General features: G+C 67.2%; 16 protein-coding genes and 2 pseudogenes. 8 read left to right on the forward strand and 10 right to left on the reverse strand.

Features of this window, described 5'->3' with window-relative positions; translation table 11 throughout:
* Window positions 1-106 precede the first annotated feature (106 nt).
* From A5771_RS17145 to A5771_RS17155, 3 genes are all read left to right on the forward strand, one after another.
* Window positions 107-712, forward strand: coding sequence for a TetR/AcrR family transcriptional regulator (locus tag A5771_RS17145; RefSeq protein ID WP_064856396.1), 606 nt, complete (start codon window positions 107-109; stop codon window positions 710-712).
* 69 nt (window positions 713-781) lie between these two features.
* Window positions 782-1,237, forward strand: a complete 456-nt coding sequence (locus A5771_RS17150; RefSeq protein ID WP_207545468.1) for an MmpS family transport accessory protein — start codon at window positions 782-784, stop codon at window positions 1,235-1,237.
* A complete protein-coding gene (locus tag A5771_RS17155; RefSeq protein ID WP_064856398.1) occupies window positions 1,234-4,080 on the forward strand; it encodes an RND family transporter in 2,847 nt (948 codons plus the stop codon). Before A5771_RS17150 ends, A5771_RS17155 begins: the two co-directional genes overlap by 4 nt.
* On the opposite strand, the gene A5771_RS17160 is transcribed toward A5771_RS17155, so the two are convergent.
* On the reverse strand, window positions 4,043-4,948 hold the full coding sequence (locus tag A5771_RS17160; protein ID WP_064856399.1) for a Ku protein: 906 nt from the start codon (window positions 4,946-4,948) through the stop codon (window positions 4,043-4,045). The two genes, A5771_RS17155 and A5771_RS17160, sit on opposite strands and share 38 nt — an antisense overlap.
* Before the next feature lie 73 nt (window positions 4,949-5,021).
* Between A5771_RS17160 and A5771_RS17165 the strand changes: the two genes are divergently transcribed.
* On the forward strand, window positions 5,022-7,298 hold the full coding sequence (locus A5771_RS17165) for an ATP-dependent DNA ligase (protein ID WP_064856400.1): 2,277 nt from the start codon (window positions 5,022-5,024) through the stop codon (window positions 7,296-7,298).
* A gap of 3 nt (window positions 7,299-7,301) precedes the next feature.
* Window positions 7,302-8,249, forward strand: a pseudogene (locus tag A5771_RS17170) (fumarylacetoacetate hydrolase family protein); the annotation flags it as partial.
* Here A5771_RS17170 and A5771_RS24115 read toward each other — a convergent pair.
* The 6 genes and pseudogenes from A5771_RS24115 to A5771_RS17190 all read right to left on the reverse strand — a co-directional run bounded on the left by A5771_RS24115 (window position 8,248) and on the right by A5771_RS17190 (window position 15,530).
* Entirely contained in the window at window positions 8,248-8,682 is a 435-nt protein-coding gene (locus tag A5771_RS24115; protein ID WP_234783095.1) for a hypothetical protein, read from the reverse strand. The pseudogene A5771_RS17170 and the gene A5771_RS24115 overlap by 2 nt on opposite strands.
* A gap of 208 nt (window positions 8,683-8,890) precedes the next feature.
* Window positions 8,891-10,363: pseudogene (locus A5771_RS24560) on the reverse strand (glycoside hydrolase family 5 protein); the annotation flags it as partial.
* Window positions 10,364-10,478: 115 nt separating this feature from the next.
* On the reverse strand, window positions 10,479-12,599 hold the full coding sequence (locus A5771_RS17175; protein ID WP_064856402.1) for a cellulase family glycosylhydrolase: 2,121 nt from the start codon (window positions 12,597-12,599) through the stop codon (window positions 10,479-10,481).
* A 411-nt stretch (window positions 12,600-13,010) separates the two neighbouring features.
* Complete coding sequence (locus A5771_RS17180) at window positions 13,011-13,880, reverse strand: TIGR03619 family F420-dependent LLM class oxidoreductase (RefSeq protein WP_064856403.1); 870 nt, start codon at window positions 13,878-13,880, stop codon at window positions 13,011-13,013.
* A 40-nt stretch (window positions 13,881-13,920) separates the two neighbouring features.
* The gene (locus tag A5771_RS17185) at window positions 13,921-14,631 is read right to left on the reverse strand and encodes a DUF4873 domain-containing protein (protein WP_064856404.1); all 711 of its coding nucleotides are present in this window, start codon (window positions 14,629-14,631) and stop codon (window positions 13,921-13,923) included.
* Window positions 14,628-15,530 carry an AurF N-oxygenase family protein gene (locus tag A5771_RS17190; RefSeq protein ID WP_064856405.1) on the reverse strand — a complete coding sequence of 301 codons (903 nt, stop codon included), beginning with the start codon at window positions 15,528-15,530 and terminating at the stop codon, window positions 14,628-14,630. Before A5771_RS17190 ends, A5771_RS17185 begins: the two co-directional genes overlap by 4 nt.
* Window positions 15,531-15,705: 175 nt before the next feature.
* On the opposite strand from A5771_RS17190, the gene A5771_RS17195 reads away from it, so the two are divergent.
* From A5771_RS17195 to A5771_RS17205, 3 genes are read left to right on the forward strand one after another with little or no spacing between them, the layout of a single operon-like run.
* Complete coding sequence (locus A5771_RS17195; RefSeq protein WP_064856406.1) at window positions 15,706-16,104, forward strand: phage holin family protein; 399 nt, start codon at window positions 15,706-15,708, stop codon at window positions 16,102-16,104.
* Between the two features lie 18 nt (window positions 16,105-16,122).
* The gene (locus tag A5771_RS17200) at window positions 16,123-16,986 is read left to right on the forward strand and encodes an Fpg/Nei family DNA glycosylase (protein ID WP_064856407.1); all 864 of its coding nucleotides are present in this window, start codon (window positions 16,123-16,125) and stop codon (window positions 16,984-16,986) included.
* A gap of 13 nt (window positions 16,987-16,999) precedes the next feature.
* Window positions 17,000-17,749 carry an SDR family oxidoreductase gene (locus A5771_RS17205; RefSeq protein WP_064856408.1) on the forward strand — a complete coding sequence of 250 codons (750 nt, stop codon included), beginning with the start codon at window positions 17,000-17,002 and terminating at the stop codon, window positions 17,747-17,749.
* A 14-nt stretch (window positions 17,750-17,763) separates the two neighbouring features.
* On the opposite strand, the gene pgi is transcribed toward A5771_RS17205, so the two are convergent.
* From pgi to A5771_RS17220, 3 genes are read right to left on the reverse strand one after another with little or no spacing between them, the layout of a single operon-like run.
* A complete protein-coding gene (pgi, locus tag A5771_RS17210) occupies window positions 17,764-19,428 on the reverse strand; it encodes a glucose-6-phosphate isomerase (protein WP_064856409.1) in 1,665 nt (554 codons plus the stop codon).
* Between the two features lie 22 nt (window positions 19,429-19,450).
* A complete protein-coding gene (locus tag A5771_RS17215; RefSeq protein WP_064856410.1) occupies window positions 19,451-20,203 on the reverse strand; it encodes an SDR family oxidoreductase in 753 nt (250 codons plus the stop codon).
* 9 nt (window positions 20,204-20,212) lie between these two features.
* Window positions 20,213-20,524, reverse strand: coding sequence for a chorismate mutase (locus A5771_RS17220; RefSeq protein WP_082947292.1), 312 nt, complete (start codon window positions 20,522-20,524; stop codon window positions 20,213-20,215).
* Window positions 20,525-20,615 lie beyond the last annotated feature (91 nt).

Raw genomic sequence — 20,615 nt, forward strand, 5'->3', positions numbered from 1 at the left:
AACGCACCCGCACCCAAGACCGCACCCACCGCATCAACACCGAACGCGCCCTCAACAAAGCCCCACCCTGACGTCGCTGAACGCTCTTTCGATTCGACGGCGCTCTATGGTTGATGCCGTGAGTCAGAACCTCGACGTTGCCGGCACCTCAACCTGGTCGCCGCGTGAAGTCGAGCTGTTGGAAGTCACGCTGCAGCTGTTGCAGGAGAACGGCTACGACCGGTTGACGGTGGATGCGGTCGCGGCGACCGCGCGGGCGAGTAAGGCCACGGTGTACCGGCGTTGGCCATCGAAGGCCGAACTGGTGCTGGCCGCGTTTACCGAGGGCATCCGCCAGGTCGCCGTCCCGCCCGACACCGGCACTCTGCGCGGCGATCTGGTGCGGCTGGGCGAGCTGGTCTGCGAGCAGACCGCGCAGCATGCGAGCACCGTCCGCGCCGTGCTGGTGGAAGTGTCGCGAAACCCCTCGCTCAACGATGCGATGCAGCACCAGTTCATCGATCAGCGCAAGGCGCTGATGCTCCACATCCTGGGGCAGGCCGTCGACCGCGGGGAGATCGACGCCGCCGCCGTCAATGACGACCTGTGGGACGTGTTGCCCGGATACCTCATTTTCCGGTCTCTGGTGTCGGGCCGGGCGACCACGGCGCGCACGGTGGCGAGTCTCGTCGACGAAGTGGTCATTCCGGGCCTGACCCGCTGCGCACGCTGAGGCCCGCCGTCACGAAATCACCGCCGCCGCACTATTGAGCCGTACGGTTCCGTACCGTACGCTTGGCCGGTGCGCAGACCGTCGCTTTTTCCGCTGGTCCGGCGTGGGTGGATGGTCATAGTCGCCGTGGCGGTGGTCGCCGTCGCGGCGTTCTGCGTCTACCGGCTGCACGGCATCTTCGGCGCGGGCGACACCACGTCGACCTCCAGCGACGCGGGCGAGGAGATCGTCCCGTTTAACCCCAAGGACGTCGTCTATGAGGTCTTCGGCGCGCCGGGCGCCCCGGGTGCCACAGCCACCATCAACTACCTCGATGTCGACGCCGCCCCACAGCAGGTCATCGACGCCCCGCTGCCGTGGAGGTATCAGGAGACCACGACCGAACCGGCCGTCATCGCCGACCTGCGGGCGCAGGGCAGCGGAAACATGTTGGGCTGCCGCATCTTCATCGACGGCGAGCTCAAAGACGAAAGGATCGTCGACACCGTGAGCGCCTACACCTTCTGCTTGGACAAGTCCGGATGAGCAAGGACGGCCGAAGACCCTTCTGGCCGCACACCATTCGCCGTCTGGCACTGCCGATCGTGCTGTTCTGGGTGGCACTGGCCGCGGTCACGAACAGTCTGGTGCCGCAGCTGGAAGTGGTCGCCGAAGCGCACAACGTGGGGATGAGTTCTCCGGACGCGCCGTCGTATCAAGCGGCGAAGCGCATCGGAAAAGTGTTCCAGCAGTACGATACCGACAGTGCGGCGATGATCGTCATCGAAGGCGAGCAGCCGCTCGGCGCCGACGCCCACCGCTTCTACGACACCCTGGTCGCCAAGCTGGAACGCGACACCGAGCACGTCCAGCACATCCAGAACTTCTGGGGCGATCCGCTGACCGCCGCCGGCTCGCAGAGCAACGACGGCAAAGCCGCTCTGGCGCAGGTGTTTCTGTCCGGAAGCCAAGGCGAGACGTTGGCCAACCAATCGGTTGCCGCCGTCCGCGAGACCGTCGAGAACACACCGGCACCGCCCGGCGTCCGGGCCTACGTGACGGGTGCGGCGCCGCTGGTCGCCGACCAGTTCTCGGTCGGCAGCGAGGGCACCAACAAGGTCACCGCGATCACATTCCTGGTCATCGCGGTCATGCTGTTCGCCGTCTACCGCTCAGTGGCAACCACCCTGCTGGCGCTTCTCACCGTCGCCATCGAGATGGCCGCCGCTCGCGGATTCGTCGCATTTCTCGGTTACCACGAGGTCATCGGATTATCCACGTACTCAACGAATCTGCTGACCCTGCTGGCGATCGCCGCGGGAACAGACTACGCGATCTTCATCATCAGCCGCTACCAGGAGGCGCGTGCGGCCGGCGAAGACCCGGAAACCGCCTTCTACACCATGTACCGCGGTACCGCACACGTCGTGATCGGCTCGGGCCTGACGATCTCCGGCGCGGTGTACTGCTTGAGCTTCACCCGGCTGCCCTACTTCCACACCCTGGGGCTGCCCGCGGCCATCGGCATCTTCGTGGCGCTGATCGCCGCGCTGACCCTCACGTCGGCCGTGCTCACGCTGGGCAGCCGATTCGGCCGTTTCGAACCCACCCGGGCGATGCGTACCCGCGGCTGGCGCAGAATCGGCACCGCCATCGTCCGCTGGCCCGGGCCCATCCTGGTGGTGGCGTGCGCGGTCGCCCTGATCGGTCTGCTCGCCCTGCCGGGCTACAAGACCAGTTACGACGCCCGCGAATACATGCCCGACCGCGCGCCGGCCAATATCGGCTACGCGGCCGCCGAACGCCACTTCTCCCAAGCCCGGCTGAACCCGGAACTGCTGATGATCGAGTCGGACCACGACCTGCGCAACCCGGCGTCCTTCCTGGTCTTGGAGCGGGTCGCCCATGCGGTGTTCCACACCCCGGGCATCGCCAAGGTGCAATCGATAACCAGGCCGTTGGGCACCCCGCTGAAGCACACCTCGATACCGTTCGCGGTCGGCCAGGGCAGCGTCGCGCAGACCCAGAACCTGAAGTACCAGATGGACCGGGCGGCTGATCTGCTCAAGCAGGCCGCTGAAGCGGAGAAGTCGGTCCACACACTGGAACAGCAGTACGCGCTGCAGCAGCAACTCGCCGATGCCACCCACACTCAAACCCAGAGTTTTCACGACACCGTCGCCCTCACCAACGACCTGCGTGACCAGATCGCGAACTTCGACGACTTCTTCCGGCCGATTCGCAGCTACTTCTACTGGGAACCGCACTGCTTCGACATCCCCGTGTGCGCGGCGCTGCGCAACGTCTTCGACCTGCAGGACGGCATCGACAAGCTCAGCGAAAAGCTCGAACAGCTCACTACGGCCTTCGACCAACTGGACGCCTTGCAACCGCAGCTGGTGGAGTTGATCCCGTCGCAGATCGAAAGCCAGCGGGTCAACCGTGACCTGGCGTTGAACAACTACGCCACCAACTCCGGCATCAGCGACCAGTCCGCGGCCGCCAACGACGACCCGGCCGCCATGGGACAGGCCTTCGACGAAGCCAAGAACGACGACTCCTTCTATCTGCCGCCCGAGGCGTTCAACAATCCGGAGTTCAAACGCGGGATGAAGCTGTTCCTGTCGCCGGACGGCAAAGCCGCGCAGATGATCATCACCCACGAGGGCGACCCGGCCACCCCGGAAGGCATCTCGCACATCGACAAGATCCGCGACGCCGCGAAGGAGGCCGTCAAGGGCACCCCGCTGCAGGGCTCGCATATTTATCTGGCCGGCACCGCCTCGACCTACAAGGACATCGCCGACGCAGCGAAGTACGACCTGCTGATCGCCGGGATCGCCGCGTTGAGCCTGATTTTGCTGATCATGATGATCATCACCCGAAGCCTGGTCGCGGCGATCGTCATCGTGGGCACCGTCGCTTTGTCGCTGGGCGCCTCATTCGGGCTCTCGGTGCTGGTGTGGCAGTACCTGTTCGGCATTCACCTGTACTGGATCGTGCTGGCCCTGGCTGTCATCCTGCTGTTGGCGGTGGGCTCGGACTACAACCTGCTGCTGATCTCACGGTTCAAAGAGGAGATCGGTGCCGGCTTGAACACCGGCATCATCCGGGCGATGGGCGGAACCGGGTCGGTGGTGACCGCGGCCGGTTTGGTGTTCGCCGCCACCATGGCGTCGTTCATCTTCAGTGACCTGCGGATCCTCGGCCAAATCGGGACCACCATCGCGTTGGGCCTGCTGTTCGACACGTTGATCGTGCGCTCGTTCATGACACCGACCATCGCCACGCTGCTCGGACGCTGGTTCTGGTGGCCGCAGCGGGTGCGCCAGCGGCCCGCGCTGGTCGGCGCTACTTCGCGGCGGCCTTCTTCGCCGGAGCTTTCTTAGCGGACGCCTTCTTGGCCGGTGCCTTTTTCGCCGGAGCCTTCTTGGCCGGGGCTTCTTTGGCGGGGGCTTCTTTGGCGGCTGAGCGTTTCTTCACGCTGGCCTCCAGCTTGGCCAACAGGTCGGAGACGTCCTCGGTGGCATCCAGTTCGGCGGGCCGCTCCTCGGGGGTGAACGCCTCGTCGCCTTCTAGTTTGGCCTCGATCAACTCGTGCAGCTGTTCCTGGTAGGTGTCGTGGTAGCGGTCGGGGTCGAAGTCGTCGGCCATCGATTCGACTACCTGCCCGGCCATTTTCAGCTCGGCCGGCTTGATATCGACCTTGACGTCCAGGGCGGGGAAGTCGGGATCGCGGATCTCGTCCGGCCACAATAGGGTGTGCACCATCATCACGTCGCGCTTGGAGAAGTCCTTGACCCGCAGCGCCGCCAGCCGGGTCTTGTTGCGCAGGGTGAAATGGACGATCGCCACCCGGTCGGTTTCGGCCAGCGTCTTCGCCAGCAGCACATAGGATTTGATCGATTTCGTCGCCGGCTCCAGAAAGTAGGAGCGGTCGAAGAGCATTGGGTCCAGATCAGCGGCCGGGACGAACTCGAGCACCGCGATCTCATGGTCGCGCTCTTCGGGAAGATTCGCGAGGTCGTCGTCGGTGATCACCACCATCCGGCCGTCGTCGGCCTCATACGCCCGCGCGATGTCGCCGTAGTCGACGACTTCACCGCACTCCTCGCACACCCGCCGGTAGCGGATCCGCCCGTTGTCCTTGGCGTGCACCTGACGGAACTTGATGTCGTGGTCCTCGGTGGCGGTGTAGACCTTCACCGGGACGTTGACCAGACCGAATGCGATCGAACCCTTCCAGATGGAACGCATGAGGCCAGTATGCCCACCCCAACACGCGAGTAACCGGTATTGAGACGACGTGGCCGCGACGTAGGTTGACAGCATGGGCGCTGAGTCCTCCAAGACCCGGGTGAAGCTGACCAACGCCGACAAGGTGCTCTACCCCGCGACGGGCACCACCAAGGCCGACGTCTTCGACTACTACACGCGCATCGCGGAGGTGATGCTGCCGCACATCGCCGGACGCGCGGCCACCCGCAAACGCTGGCCCAACGGTGTCGAACAGGACTCTTTCTTCGAAAAGCAGCTGGCCAGCTCGGCGCCGGCCTGGCTACGCCGCGGCGCGGTGCAGCATCGCTCCGGCACCACCGCCTATCCGATCATCGACGACCTCGACGGCCTGGCCTGGATCGCCCAGCAGGCCGCACTGGAAGTGCACGTACCGCAGTGGCGTTTCGAAGCCGAATGGACGCGCGGCGGCGAGGTGCTCAAACCCGGCCCCGCGACTCGCCTGGTGTTCGACCTGGACCCCGGCGAGGGCGTGACGATGAGCCAACTGGCCGAGGTCGCGCGGGCCATCCGGGAACTGATGACCGAATTGGGCTTGGACATCTTCCCGCTGACCAGCGGCAGCAAGGGACTGCACCTGTACACCACGCTGGAGCGTCCGGTGACCAGCGCCGGTGCGGCCGCGGTGGCCAAACGCGTTGCGCAACAACTTGAAAGCGCCATGCCGAAGCTGGTCACCGCGACCATGACCAAGAAACTGCGGGCCGGCAAGATCTTCCTCGACTGGAGCCAGAACAGCGCGGCGAAGACCACCATCGCGCCGTACTCGCTGCGCGGGCGCGAGCACCCGACGGTGGCCGCGCCGCGCACCTGGGCTGAGCTGGACGACCCGAAGCTGCGGCAGCTGCGCTACGACGAGGTACTGGCCCGCGTCGAGCGCGACGGCGACCTGCTGGCCGGGCTGGACCCGCCGCTGCCCAAACACGACCGGCTCACCGAATACCGGGCCAAACGCGACGCGGCCAAAACCCCCGAACCGGTGCCTGCCACGGCCCCGGCGCCGGGCGGCGGCGACAGTTTCGTCATCCAGGAGCACCACGCCCGCCGGCTGCACTACGACTTCCGGCTGGAGCGCGACGGCGTGCTGGTCAGCTGGGCGGTGCCCAAGAATCTGCCGGACACCCCGGCGGTCAACCATCTCGCGGTGCGCACCGAGGACCATCCGCTCGAATACGGCGGCTTCGAGGGCACCATCCCCAAGGGCGAGTACGGCGCCGGCACGGTGCACATCTGGGATTCCGGCAGCTACGTGACCGAGAAATTCGAGGACACGCCCGAGAAGGGCGAGGTGATCGTGGTGCTGCAGGGCAACCGGATCACCGGCCGATACGCGCTGATCCGCACCGGCGGCGATCAGTGGCTGGCGCACCGGATGAGAGACCAGCAGGCATTCACCGTCAATGACCTGGCCCCGATGCTGGCCACCCACGGCGCGGTGACCCACCTGGACCCGAACGACTGGGCCTTCGAAGGTAAGTGGGACGGCTACCGGCTGCTGGTTGAGGCCGACCGGGGCCGGGTTCGGCTGCGTGCCCGCAGTGGGCGTGACGTCACCGGCCAATACCCCCAACTGCGGTCGCTGGCCGCCGACCTCACCGAACACAACCTGGTGCTGGACGGCGAAATCGTCGCACTCGACGACAACGGTGTTCCCAGCTTCGCCGCCATGCAGAACAGCGCCCGCTCGGCCCGGGTGGAGTTCTGGGCCTTCGACCTGCTCTACCTCGACGGCCGTCCGCTGCTGCGGGTGGCCTACCGGGACCGTCGCCGCCTGCTGGAAACGCTTGCGCAGGGAACCGGTGTGGTGGTCAAAGACCTGTTGGCCCCCGACGGCGCCGAGGCGCTCGAACAGTCCCGCGCCCTGGGCTGGGAGGGTGTGGTGGCCAAGAAGTGGGACTCGGCCTACCAGCCCGGCCGCCGGTCACCGGCGTGGGTCAAGGCCAAGCACTGGCGAACCCAGGAGGTCGTGATCGGCGGCTGGCGAGCCGGCGAGGGCGCCCGGGGCGGGGGGATCGGCTCGCTGCTGATGGGCATTCCCGATGCCGACGGCCTGCGGTTTGTGGGGCGGGTCGGCACCGGGTTCACCGACCGCGCGCTCGCCGCTCTGAAGAAGAAACTGACGCCCATCGAGGAATCGCCCTTCGACGCGCCGCTGCCTCGCGCCGATGCCAAGGGCGTCACCTTCGTGCGGCCGACGCTGGTGGGGGAGGTGCGCTACAGCGAGCGGACCGGCGACGGCCGGCTGCGGCAACCGAGCTGGCGCGGCTTGCGGCCCGACAAGACACCTGACGAGGTGGTACGTGAAGATTGACCAGTGCGGTGGGTGACCTATCGAAGCGAGGACGGCGAACGTACCGGGGTGCTGCACGGCGAGGTGATCCACGCCGCGGCGCCGGGAACGACGCTGCTGGATCTGATCGGGCTGGGCGCGGACGGGCTGCGCGAAGCCGGCGAGCGGGCGCTGACCGCGCCGTCGGCCACGGTGCGGCTCGACCAGGTGGCGCTGATGGCGCCGATCCCACGGCCGCCGTCGATCCGCGACAGCCTGTGCTTCTTGGACCACATGCGCAACTGCCTGGCCGCGACTGGTCGCAGCCGCGAGCTCGACGACGTGTGGTATCAGATCCCGGCCTTTTATTTCGCCTGCCCGACAACCGTTCTGGGACCCTACGACGATGTGCCGGCAGCGCCGGGGAGTGCCTGTCAGGACTTCGAACTGGAGGTCGCCGCCGTCATCGGAACGCCGGGGGCGAACCTGTCGGTGGCCGAAGCCGAGCGGGCCATCATCGGCTACACCATCTTCAACGACTGGTCCGCGCGCGACCTGCAAGCCCAGGAGGGGGTGCTGGCGATCGGGCAAGGCAAGGGCAAGGACAGCGGCGTCACCCTCGGGCCGTATCTGGTCACCCCCGATGAGCTCGAACCCTACCGCCGCGACGGCAAACTAAGCCTGCATGCCACCGCGATCGTCAATGACGTGATCGTCGGGCTCGGCTCGACCGGGGCCATGGACTGGAGTTTCGGCGAGATCATCAGCTACGCATCCCGCGGGGTGCCGCTTGCCCCCGGCGACGTCTTCGGCTCCGGCACCGTGCCCACCTGCACGCTGGTCGAGCATCTTGATCCCGCTGCGCCACAATCATTTCCGGGCTGGCTGCGCGACGGTGACGTGGTGACGCTGCAGGTCCAGGGCCTCGGTGAGGTACGCCAGACCGTGCGCGCCAGCGTCCCGCCGATACCGCTGGCGCAGCGCCCGCGGCCTACTTCGGGGTGAGGGTCACCGTCACCGTGGCGGCGCCGGAGCCGGATGCGATGGTCAGCACCGAGGCACCTGGGTCGGAGGTGACATGTCCGCCGGCCACGCTCACGTTGTAGCCGTGCGGGTATTGGCTGGGCGGCACCGAGATGGTGGTCAGGGAACCGGCCGCGAAGCTGCCGGAACCATCGGCCTGGTCGGTGGAGTAGCTGAACGAGAAGACGCCGCCCGAGAACGACCAGGAGTTCGGGGTGCCGGAGATCAGCTGCGGGTAGGGCTGGGCCAACAAGTCGAGCTTGTCGAAGTTGGCGTTGTCGCCGACCGGCGGCTTGCTCGGGTCGTAGACCAGCGCCTGGTCTTCCGGCGAGATGCTGGTGATGTCCTTGCCGCTGTATGCCCACTCGGACCAGCCGAACAGGTACCGGTTGGCGGAGTTCATGCCGGCGGTGATGGTCGAGAGGTTGTTGGTGGCGCCGAACTCGCTGAGCCACCCCGGGATGTTGTGCTCGCGCGTAGTCCTGTGCGTATCCGAACACGATGTCGGCGTTCCAGTCGCAGCCGAAGCTGGTGCCCGGGAACAACGCGGTCGTGAGGCAGTAGTGGTGGAACGAGAAGGCCGAGTTGGGGTCCTCCACCGTGCCCAGGTGCGTCGGAATCGGCGTGCTGCCGAAGAGGGTGTTCGGCTCGAAGAACACCGTCTTGTGCGGGTCGACTGATCGGATGGCCGCGTCGATCTGGTTGTAGAACGGGGTCAGCTGCTGGGCGTCGAAGTACGGGTTGCCCAAAATGCTGCCCAGCCAGTGCGTGCCCGCCCACGGCTCGTTCATGATGTCGTAGCCGGCCACGTTGGGATCGCCCTTGAAGTAGTCGGCCACCGCCTGCCACGACAGCGCGTAGTGATTCTGCAGACCGATGCCATCGGATGCTTTGGTGTTGGCCCAGAACGCATCCCAGGCGTAGTTCTGCGCCGGGCTCAGGGGGTAGGTGGCCGGGAAGCCGAGACCGAAGTGGGGTAGCCCGCCGTTGAAGGTGGCCCAATCCGGAGCGCCCTCGCCGCCGAACTCCTCGTTGTACAGGTCCTGGTGCATGTCGAGGATCGCGACGATGTTGTGGCGGGCCAGCATGTCCACGGTGTCCTTGACCGATGCCAGGTAGTCGTAATCAATGACGCCGGGTTGTGGCTCCACGCCGGCCCAAATGATGCCCAGACGCACCGAATTGAAGCCGTTGGCGGCCAGGAACGCCGCGTCGTCCTCGCCGAAGCCGTCGGACGACGGCGTATACGGCGAGACCTTGTAGACCTGGTTGAGCCCGTGCCAGATGACGACCTGGCCATCGCCATTGACAAGCCAGCCGTTGGACACCTCCACCGGAGGGGCCACCGTTCCGGTGATTCCGTCCGGCAGCGTGCCGAAATAACCTGCGGCGCCGTGGGTTCCGTACCACAGCCCGGCGGTGCCGCCGGCGCCGCCGAGGGCGGGCAGTCCGGCGGGGGTGTCGGTGGCGCCGTTGCCGGCGTTGCCGCCGTGGCCGCCGTTGCCCATCAGCCACCCGCCGGCACCGCCGTCACCACCGGCGGCCCCAGCCCCGCCGTCACCGCCTGCCCCGCCGTTGCCGAAGAGCCCGGCGGCGCCGCCATGACCCCCGGCGACACCATCGGTGGTGCTGTTCCAGCCGGCACCGCCGTCGCCGAACAGCCAGCCTCCAGCGGCGCCGTCGGGGTTGGCCTCGGTGCCGGCCGCGCCGTTGCCGATGACCGTCGATCCGAAGAGCTGGTTGATGAAACCGTTGACCTGCCCGCCCAGTTCGCTGTCGATCCACTGTTCAGCGGCATCGTGCAGCGCGGCGTAGAAGTCGAATCCCACGGCCGGGCCCGGCTCGGCCAGCGCGGTAACGGCGGCGTCCCAATGCTCGGCGGACAGGAAGGTGTCCCACGCGGTGGTGTCGAACAGGGCGTCACCGTCGAGCGTGCCCTCGATGGTGGCGAAAGGCGCGAACAGCCCGTCCATCATGCCGTCGAAGTCGGCGTGCGCCGGCGCGGCCGACGGCACGAGCAGGGCCAGGAACGCGACAGCGCCCACGATCTTGCTGCGCGCAGCCTTGCCGCGGTGACGAGCCATCTCGGCGGACCTTTCTCCGGGGACGTGTACAACTTTCTAAGTTGTGTCTGAGAAGGTAGATGAGTTGCTTACACCGTGCAAGGTGGTGACTTACCGGGGGAGAGATTGGGTCTTGCTACGACGTCGGAGACACGGTCACATTCACGGAGGTTGCGCCGGCATCAGAGCTGATGATCAGCACTGAGGCGTTCGGTCCGGAGGTGATCTCGCCGCCGGTGACGCTGACCGAGTAACCGTTGGGGTACTGGCTCAGGGGCACCGAGATGGTGGTCTGCGATCCGGTCGCGAATGCTCCGGAGCCGTCAGCGTGGTCGGTGGAGTAGCTGAACGAGAACACACCGCCCGAGAACGACCAGGACGTCGGGGTGCCAGAAATCAGTTGCGGGTAGGGCTGGGCCAATACGTCGAGCTTGTCGAAGTTGACGTTGTCGCCGACCGGCGGCTTGCTCGGGTCGTAGACCAGCGCCTGGTCCTGCGGCGACGTACTGGTGATGTCGTTGCCGGTGTAGGCCCACTCGGTCCATCCGATCAGATGCTGATTGGCGGAGTTCATGCCGGCGGTGATGGTCGAGAGGTTGTTGGTGGCCCCGAACTCGCTCAGTAGCGCCGGGATGTTGTGCTCCCTTGCGTAGTCCATCGCGTACCCGAGGACGACGTCGGCGTTCCAGTCGCAGCCGAAGCTGGAGGTGGGTACCAGCGCGGTCGCCATGCAGTAGTGGTGGAAGGAAAAGGCCGTGTTGGGGTCGTCCACCGTGCCCAGGTGGTTGGGCACCGGCAGGCTGGCGTCGAGGGTGGTCGGCCCGAAGAACACCGTCTTGTTCGGGTCGACCGACCGGATCGCCGCATCGATCTGGTTGTAGAACGGGGTCAGTTGCTGGGAGTCGAAGTAGGGATTGCCGAACAGGCTGCCCAGCCAGTGCGAGCCGGCCCACGGCTCATTCATGATCTCGTAGCCGGCAACGTGGGGGTTGCCCTTGAAGTAGTCGGCGACGGCCTGCCAGGTCTGCGCGTAGTGGTTCTGCAGGCCGATCTCATCGGGGGCTTTGGTGTTGGCCCAGAACGCGTCCCAAGCATGGTTCTGGGCCGGGCTGACGAAGTAGCTGCCCGGGAAGCCCGCGTCCACGTTGGGCAGCCCACCGGTGACGGTTGCCCAGTCCGGGGCGCCGTCGCCGCCGAGGCTGCCGCCGTAGAGGTCCTGGTGCATGTCGAGGATGGCGACGATGTTGTATTGGCCCAGGATGTCCACGGTGTGCTGGATCGATGCCAGGTAGTCGTAATCAATGACGCCGGGTTGCGGCTCCACGCCGGCCCAGATGACACCGAGGCGTACCGCGTTGAAGCCGTTGGCGGCCAGGAACGCGGCGTCGTCTTCGCCGAAGCCGTTGGCGGAGGGCTCGTAGGGCGGGATCTTGTAGACCTGGTTGAGCCCGTGCCAGATGACGACCTGGCCGGCGGCGTTGGTGAGCCAGCCGTTGGACACCTCCACCGGAGGGGCCACCGTTCCGGTGATTCCGTCCGGCAGCGTGCCGAAATGACCTGCGGCACCGTGGGTTCCGTACCAGAGCCCGGCGGTGCCGCCGGCGCCGCCGAGGGCGGGCAGTCCGGCGGGGGTGTCGGTGGCGCCGTTGCCCGCGTCGCCGCCGTGGCCGCCGTTGCCCATCAGCCAGCCGCCGGCACCGCCGTCACCACCGGCGGCCCCCGCGCCGCCGTCACCGCCATCGCCGCCGTCGCCGAAGATCCCGGCCGCGCCGCCATGACCCCCGGCGACACCATCGGTGGTGCTGTTCCAGCCGGCACCGCCGTCGCCGAACAGCCAACCGCCAGGACCGCCGTCGGGGTGCGCTTCGGTGCCGGCCGCGCCGTTGCCGATGACGGTCGATCCGAACAACTGGTTGATGACGCCGTTGACCTGCCCGCCCAGCTCGCTGTCGATCCACTTCTCGGCGGCGTCATGCAGGCCGGAATAGAAGTCGAATCCGACGGCCGGACCCGGCTCGGCCAAGGCGGCTAGCGCGGCGTCCCAGTGAGCGGAGGACAGGAACGAGGCCCAGGCGGTCGTGTCGAACACGGCGTCGCCGTCGAGGGCACCCGCGGCGGTCAGAAACGGCGCGAACAACACATCCATTATGTCGTCGAAGTCGGCGTGCGCCGGCGGAGCCGACGGCACGGCCAGGGCCAGGAAGGCGACAGCGCCGACGATCTTGCTGCCGACGGTCTTGCTGCGGTGACGAGCCATACCGGCAAACCCCTCCCAGACACAGTTTCTGAGGTGTGTCTGAGAAGGGTAAACGAGTTACTTACCGTGCGGAAGGGGTCGCCGGAAAACGTGCCGCGTCGAGCCGATCAACACTGGGTCGACGCGCGAATCCATTCGCGGCGGGCGTCGCTTTGACCTACGTCGCACGTCGCGGCGACGCGCAGCAGGTGAACCGCCCGCTGATCGTCGCGGTGGCCGCCGCGTGGCTGGGCATGCAGGCAAGGCTGCGTATTCATCTTCAATACCTCCTGCAGGTCACGCATGGAGAGCTGCAGTACGCGACCGCCGGGAGGCGGTCAGTGCACACACCCAGTCAACGACGCAGCGGCACGGATATTTCCGAGCGACACAGTGAGACTGCACACGGCAAGCGCCGCAGTGTGATCATCGTCACCCGGCCTTGGCGATCACGTGCTCGGCGAAGCGCTCCAAGTTGCGGATCTTGTCGCCCAGCGGCTCAGTGTCGGGCCCGACGATGTAGGGGATCCGGAAGCCGACGATCACGTCTGTGACGCCCTTGTCCTCCAGGCGCTTGATCCCGTCGAGGGTGAATCCGTCAACCGAGATCACGTGGATCTCGAACGGCCCGGTACGGCCTTCCTCCTCGCGCAGCTGCTTCAGGCGTGCGATCAGGCCGTCGAGCTCGGCCGGGTCGCCGCCCCCGTGCATCCAGCCGTCGTTGCGCGCGGCGCGACGCAGCGCGGCGTCGGCGTGGCCGCCGATCAGGATCGGGATGGGCTGGGCCGGCGCCGGGGTCATCTTCGTCTTGGGGATGTCGTAGAACTCGCCGTGGAACTCGAAGTAGTCGCCGGTGGTGAGCCCGCGGATGATCTCGATGCACTCATCCATGCGCTTGCCCCGCCGGGCGAACGGCACCCCCATCAGGTCATAGTCTTCGGGCCACGGGCTGGTGCCCACGCCCAGGCTCAGCCGGTCGCCGATCATCGCGGCCAGCGAACCGGCCTGCTTGGCCACCAACGCCGGCGGGCGGATCGGCAACTTGACCACGAACGGGGTGAACCGCAACGTGCTGGTGACCGCGCCCAGGGCCGCCATCAACACGAACGTCTCGATGAACGCCTTGCCGTCCAAGAACTCGCGGTTGCCGTCCGGGGTGTAGGGATATTTCGAGTCCGACTCGAAGGGATAGGCGACGCTGTCCGGGATCGTCATGCTGTGGTAGCCGGCTGCCTCGGCGGCTTTGGCGAGCGGAATGTAATAGCTCGGGTCGGTCATAGCCTCGGCGTAGGTAAACCGCACATCGTCTCCTCAGTGGTCGCTGGGCATACTCCCGAGCAGCTTAGACCCGAGGCGGCATCGCGATTTCAACGTCCTCCAGCGGATACGGCGGGTATCCGGCCGCGCCGGCCACCGTCAGCGTGCCCCACGGCGTCCGCTCGGCGACCCGCCCCTCGGCGGTGTGCTCGCCGATCCGGATGCTGACCTTGGAGCCGGCCGCATTCACACCCGGCAGGTCAGTGAAAAACATTCCCTGCCAATGGTATTGACCATCGATCGGGTCGAAGTGGCCGGCCAGTCGCACCCGGACCGGGTAGTCCTCGCCGTTGTGGGTGAGCACGGCCGGCCCGTCGTAAAGCTCGGCGTTCTCCAAATCCGCCCCACCGCAGCCGGTGAGAAAGAACCGCGAGGCTCCGCGGGTCGGCAGCAGCGGGTGCACGCGCAGCCGGGGAGAGCGGGATTCGATGCGGCCGGCGCCGCTGCGCTGCATGACGTCGACGAGCCGGGCCACATACCGGGCCTGCCGGCGGGTGTGCGGGCCCGGAATCCGGAACCGGTTGGGGATACCGTGCGCGGCGACGACGCCGTCCCCCGAGGCGGTGGCGTCGATCAAAACCCGGGCGGTCACCACCTCACCGTCGGGAACCGTCACCGCCCATGTCTCGGTGGCGCTGTCGAACCGGGCCTCGGCGGCCGGATCGACGACCCGGGCGTGCCCAAGCAAGCCGTGCAGGCGTGCCGGGTCGCCCAGCACCACCACGTCGAGGATCACAGGAAACCGTTCCGCCGCCACATCCGCCGGGCGAGCCGGCCCATCAGGCCCACCTCGGTGAAGAACGCGGCCAGCGGAGCGAACGACGAGCGGCAGGCGGCATGGAAGTGCGGGTTGGCCCGGGCCACCCGGCGAGCTTCACGCCCGTCCAGCCCGACCCGGTTATAGACGATCGGCAGCGTGAACAGATGGCGGTAGAACGGTCCGCCGACACCCTGCAGGTTCGCCAGCATGGCACGGCGATAACGCGGCATCGCCGGGACGCTGCGGCGCAGGCCGTCGCGGGCGTACTGGATGTGGCGGGCTTCCTCGGTGACGTGGATGCGCATCACTCGCCGGACGATCGGTTGCAGGTCCGGGTCGTCGAGGATCTGGCGTTGCAGCGCGTCGAAGATCTCCTCGCCGACCAGGGCCGCACCCCACAGGATGCTGCCGCGGAACAGGAACGGCAGCGAGTTGATGACGATGCGCTGGTAGAGCTTCGGGCGTACCGGCACCCCGCCGATCCGGTCGATGGTCTTGCCGAACATCAGCATGTGCCGCGTCTCGTCGCCCAGCTCGGTCAGCGAGTAGTGGGTGGTGCGCGCGGTCGGGTTCTTGTGCATCATGTCGCGCAGCAGGGCCTGGTTGAGGATGTTCTCGAACCAGACGCCGGCCGAGAGCACGTTGACCAGCTCTTGGCGCGACATCTCGATCTGTTGCTCGCGGGTCATCGACTCCCACAACGCGGTGCCGTAGAGGGTGCACATCCGCGGCGGCAAGAAGAACTTGTCCGGGTCGACCGGGGCGTCCCAGTCGATGTCGACGACGGGTGCGTACGACTTCTTCACCGAGCCCTTGAGCAGGCGCTCGGCAAATTCCTCGCGGGACGGGCCGCTCGGCCGCGCAACGGTGGTCATCGGGAATCCCTTCTCGCTTCGGTCCCCAAAAAATTAGGAGCCGCCACCAGACAAGTCAATACCTACGGTACCGGATACCTGCGGTACGTTTGTGAGAACCGTCACGGGCGGCCGCGCGCCGTACGCACCACGAGAAACGGGCTCTTCGCCGAGTTGACGATGGCAAGATCTGCCTATGGCCGCATTCCTGCTTCGTGCAGCGCTGACCGGATTGGCGCTCTGGATCGTCACGCTGCTGGTCGGCGGAATCCGCTTCGTCGGCGGTGACACCACGGCTCAGCGGATCGGGATCATCTTCGTCGTCGCGGTGATCTTCGGTCTGGTCAATGCCTTCATCAAGCCGGTGGTGCAACTGCTGTCGATCCCGCTGTACATCCTCACCCTGGGGTTGTTCCACATCGTGATCAACGCGTTCATGTTGTGGCTGACCGCGTGGATCACCGAGAACACCACGCATTGGGGGCTGCAGATCGACCACTTCTGGTGGACGGCGATCTGGGCGGCGATCGTGCTGTCGCTGGTGAGTTGGGTGCTGTCGCTGGTGCTGCGCGACGCGCGGCGCATCACCCGCTGACCGGGCAGACTCGACGGCATGCCCGAACTACCCGAAGTCGAAGCGCTCGCGGACCATCTGCGCCGGCACGCCGTCGGCTGCACCGTCGGCCGGGTGGACGTCGTCGCGTTCTCGGTGCTCAAGACCTTCGATCCGCCGATCGACGCGCTGTGCGGCCAGACGGTTACAGACGCCCACCGATGGGGTAAGTACCTCGGAATGCACACCGACAAGCTGTATTTGATCACCCATCTGTCCCGGGCAGGCTGGCTGCGCTGGTCAGAAGCGCTGGCTTCGGCGCCGCTGCGCGCCGGCAAGGGCCCGATCGCGGTACGCGTGCACCTGGGCGCCCCGGGGCAGGCGCCGGGTTTCGACCTCACCGAAGCAGGCACCCAAAAGCGGCTGGCGGTCTGGCTGGTCGACGACCCGGCCAAGGTGCCCGGCATCGCCGCACTGGGCCCCGACGCGCTGGAGGTCTCCGACGACGAGCTGGCCGGGTTGCTGGCCGGCAACACCGGGCGGATCAAGACCGTCCTCACCGACCAGAAGGTGATCGCCGGCATCGGCAACGCCTACAGTGACGAGATCCTGCACACCGCAAGGATTTCGCCGTTCGCCACCGCGGCCAAGCTGACCGGCGAACAGCTCGCCGCGCTGCACGAGGCGATGCGGGCCGTGCTCACCGACGCGGTGACCCGCTCGGTCGGACAGCAGGCCGCGACTTTGAAAGGTGAGAAGCGCTCCGGCCTGCGGGTGCACGCCCGCACAGGGCTGCCCTGCCCGGTCTGCGGCGACACCGTGCGCGAGGTGTCGTTCGCTGACAAGTCCTTCCAGTACTGCCCGACGTGCCAAACCGGCGGCAAGGTGCTCGCCGACCGGCGCATGTCGCGGCTGCTCAAATAGTTAGGCTGCCCAGGTGACCCGTCAGAAGATCCTCATCACCGGAGCCAGCTCCGGCCTGGGGGCCGGCATGGCCCGCGCATTCGCCGCCCGCGGACGCGACCTGGCCCTGTGCGCCCGGCGAACCGAGCGGCTAAAGGAACTGAAAGACGAGCTGACCCAACGATATCCCGGGATCACCGTGGCGGTGGCGGCGCTTGACGTCAATGACCATGACGAGGTGCCCAGGGTGTTCACCCAGCTCTCCGACGAGCTCGGCGGGATCGACCGGGTCATCGTCAACGCCGGGATCGGCAAAGGCGCCCCATTGGGGTCCGGGAAGCTGTGGGCCAACAAGGCGACTATCGAGACCAACCTCGTTGCCGCCCTGGTGCAGATCGAGACCGCGATAGAGATGTTCACCGCCGCCGGCGGCGGGCACCTGGTGCTGATCTCTTCGGTGCTGGGCAACAAGGGAGTGCCCGGCGTCAAGGCCGCCTACGCGGCCAGCAAGGCCGGGGTGTCGTCGCTGGGCGAGTCGCTGCGCGCCGAGTATTCCGGCGGCCCGATCAAGGTGACGGTGCTGGAGCCGGGCTATATCGAGTCGGAGATGACGGCCAAGTCGGCGTCGACGATGTTGCTGGCGGACAACGAAACCGGGGTCAAGGCGATGGTGCGCGCGATCGAACGCGAAACCGGCCGAGCGGTGGTGCCGCCGTGGCCGTGGGCTCCGTTGGTGTGGCTGCTGCGGCTGATGCCGGCGCGGTTCACCAAGCGCTTCGCCTGAGTCGGTGTGCAGGCTCAGCCGGCCCGGCCCCGCTCCACCCGGTAGCGACGCACCAGCGCGTCGGTGGAGCTGTCGGTCTGCGGCTGCGGGGAGGCGTCGTCGGTCAACACCGGCAGCAGCGCCTTGGCCTGCGTCTTGCCCAACTCCACGCCCCACTGATCGAAGGAGTCGATACCCCACACCACGCCCTCGGTGAACACCTGATGCTCGTAGAGCGCGATCAGCTGGCCCAGCACCGACGGCGTGAGCCGGGTGGCCAGAATCGAGGTGGTCGGCCGGTTGCCCGGCATCACCTTGTGCGGCACCACATCTTTAGGCGTGCCCTCGGCGGCGATCTCCTCGGCGGTCTTGCCGAACGCCAGCACCTGGGTCTGGGCGAAGAAGTTGCTCATCAACAGGTCGTGCATGCTGCCGGTGCCGTCGGCGGTGGGCAGGTCGTCGAGGGGTTGGGAGAAGCCGATGAAGTCGGCCGGCACCAGCCGGGTGCCCTGGTGCAGCAGTTGGTAAAACGCGTGCTGGCCGTTGGTTCCGGGCTCACCCCAAAAGATTTCGCCGGTGTCGGTGACCACCGGGGTGCCGTCGGCGCGTGCCGACTTGCCGTTGGATTCCATCGTGAGCTGCTGCAGGTAGGCCGCGAAGCGGTCCAGATCATTGGAGTAGGGCAGCACCGCGCGGGACTGGGCGCCGAAGAAGTTGGAGTACCACAGCCCGATCAGACCGAGCAGCACCGGTGCGTTGGATTCCAGTGGGGTAGAGCGGAAATGCTCGTCGACGACGTGGAAGCCGGTGAGGAATTCGGCGAAGCGCTCCCGGCCGATCACCGCCATCACCGACAGCCCGATCGCCGAATCCACTGAGTACCGTCCGCCGACCCAGTCCCAGAAGCCGAACATGTTGGCGGTGTCGATGCCGAACTTTTCGACCAGCTCAGCGTTGGTGGAGACCGCCACGAAATGTTGCGACACCGCGTCGTCGCCCAGCGCGGCGGTCAGCCAGCGTCGGGCCGCGGTGGCGTTGGTCAGGGTCTCCAGCGTCGAGAACGTCTTGGAGGCCACGATGAAAAGCGTTGTGGCCGGGTCTAAACCGGCCAGCTTTGCGGTCAGGTCGGCCGGGTCGACATTGGAGACGAACCGTGCCGTGATCCCGGCGTCGGCGTAGTGGCGCAGCGCCCGGTCGACCATCACCGGGCCGAGGTCCGAGCCGCCGATACCGATGTTGACCACGGTCTCGATGCGCTTTCCGGTGGCGCCGGTCCATTCCCCGCTGCGCAGCCGGTCGGTGAACTCGCCCATCGCGTCGAGCACCGCATGCACGTCGGCGACGACGTCCTGGCCGTCGACGTGCAGGTCGGCGTTGCGCGGCAACCGCAGCGCGGTGTGCAGCACCGCCCGGTCCTCGGAGGTGTTGATGTGCACCCCGGCGAACATCGCGTCGCGCCGCTCCTCCAGGCGGGCCGTCCGGGCCAGATCGAGCAGCAGGCTCACCGTCTCTTCGGTGATGCGGTGCTTGCTGTAGTCGATGTAGAGGTCACCGATGGTGACGGTGAACTTCTCGCCCCGGTCGGGATTTTCGTCGAAGAACTGACGCAGGTGGGTGTCGCCGATCTGCTGGTGATGCTTGCGCAACGCGTCCCAGGCCGGAGTGGCGGAGATGTCGGGGATCTGTTGGACGGAGCTCATTCCCCGACAGTAGTGGCGATGCTCAGTGCCGGTCCATGGCCGTCTCGGCGAGGTAGCGGGCGAACGGAACGGTCCCGACCGCCCGGTCGGGGGCCAGGTGGCCGCCGGAACGAAAAGCGCCGCCCACCCGACCGGGCACCGGCAGCGACACCCGCAGGCGGCGCTTGCCGGCCGCGGTCAGGTACTGGCGGGCCAACTCGCCGACGCCCAGGACCTGCGGGCCGCCCATGTCGGGCACCCGCCCGGCCGGCTCACCTAGTGCCAGCTCGGCGAGCGTGGCGCCGACCTCGCGTGGGTCGACCGGCTGGAAACTCCACCCGGCCGGCAACAGCATCACCGGCGACTTGGCCAGCATCCGCAGTCCGGCGGCGACGAAGTCGTGAAACTGGGTGGTGCGCAGCACCGTCCACGGCACCCCGGACTCGGCGAGCAGTTTCTCGTCGGCGAGCTTGCGCTGGTAGTAGGAGAACGGCACCTTCTCGATCCCGACGATCGAGATGTAGACCAGGTGCGGTGTGCCGGCCGCCCGCGCCGCGTCGGCCAGCCGGTCAAGAGGATCCACGCACGCCACCACGGCGTCGACCCCGTCGAGGGCTTCGGCCAGGCCGGCGCCGGTGGTCACGTCGCCGGTCGCGTACTGGACGGCGCCGGGCGAACTGTCGCGGTGGCGGCCGCGGCTGAGCACCCGCACCTGCGCGCCGGCATCCTGCAGGCGCTGCACCACGATGTGGCCGACCCGGCCAGTGCCGCCGGCCACCAGGATGCGTTTGGTCACCGCGGGCCGCTAATGCCCGAGCCGGCCGCGGCCCAGCCGCAGCAGCAGCATCGCCAGCTCCTTGCCGTCCCGGCCGAGCTCGCTGTAGCGCTCGAGCACCTGCATCTCCCGGCTGTGCACCAGCCGGGTGCCGCCCGAGGCCATCCGGGCCTTGCCGATCTCCTGCGACACCTCGGTGCGGCGCTTGACCGCGGCCAAGATCTCGGCGTCGAGCCGGTCGATCTCATGGCGCAGCTCATCGACGTCGGGAAGCTGTTGTTGGGATTGGGTGGTCATGGGTTCGGACTCCAGATTCTCGCTGTTGGTGTTCTCTAGTCCCATCGGCGATCCGGCCTCACGCAACAGACGAGCCCCGGGTCGGCGAAGCGGACCGCGGGGCTTGGCGAGCAGCTAAACCACGGGCACCGCTGAT

This window comes from Mycolicibacter sinensis, from assembly GCF_001667375.1.
GTDB lineage: Bacteria > Actinomycetota > Actinomycetes > Mycobacteriales > Mycobacteriaceae > Mycobacterium > Mycobacterium sinense_A.

Bases quoted from the DNA above. Each gene is read 5' to 3' on its own strand.
- pgi (WP_064856409.1), bottom strand. From the start codon at position 19,428: ATGAGCTCCGTCCAACAGATCCCCGACATCTCCGCCACTCCGGCCTGG.
- A5771_RS17165 (WP_064856400.1), top strand. From the start codon at position 5,022: ATGGGCGCTGAGTCCTCCAAGACCCGGGTGAAGCTGACCAACGCCGAC.
- A5771_RS17155 (WP_064856398.1), top strand. From the start codon at position 1,234: ATGAGCAAGGACGGCCGAAGACCCTTCTGGCCGCACACCATTCGCCGT.
- A5771_RS17190 (WP_064856405.1), bottom strand. From the start codon at position 15,530: ATGACCACCGTTGCGCGGCCGAGCGGCCCGTCCCGCGAGGAATTTGCC.
- A5771_RS17220 (WP_082947292.1), bottom strand. From the start codon at position 20,524: ATGGGACTAGAGAACACCAACAGCGAGAATCTGGAGTCCGAACCCATG.
- A5771_RS17145 (WP_064856396.1), top strand. From the start codon at position 107: ATGGTTGATGCCGTGAGTCAGAACCTCGACGTTGCCGGCACCTCAACC.
- A5771_RS17160 (WP_064856399.1), bottom strand. From the start codon at position 4,948: ATGCGTTCCATCTGGAAGGGTTCGATCGCATTCGGTCTGGTCAACGTC.
- A5771_RS17175 (WP_064856402.1), bottom strand. From the start codon at position 12,599: ATGGCTCGTCACCGCAGCAAGACCGTCGGCAGCAAGATCGTCGGCGCT.
- A5771_RS17195 (WP_064856406.1), top strand. From the start codon at position 15,706: ATGGCCGCATTCCTGCTTCGTGCAGCGCTGACCGGATTGGCGCTCTGG.
- A5771_RS17200 (WP_064856407.1), top strand. From the start codon at position 16,123: ATGCCCGAACTACCCGAAGTCGAAGCGCTCGCGGACCATCTGCGCCGG.
- A5771_RS24115 (WP_234783095.1), bottom strand. From the start codon at position 8,682: ATGAACTCCGCCAACCGGTACCTGTTCGGCTGGTCCGAGTGGGCATAC.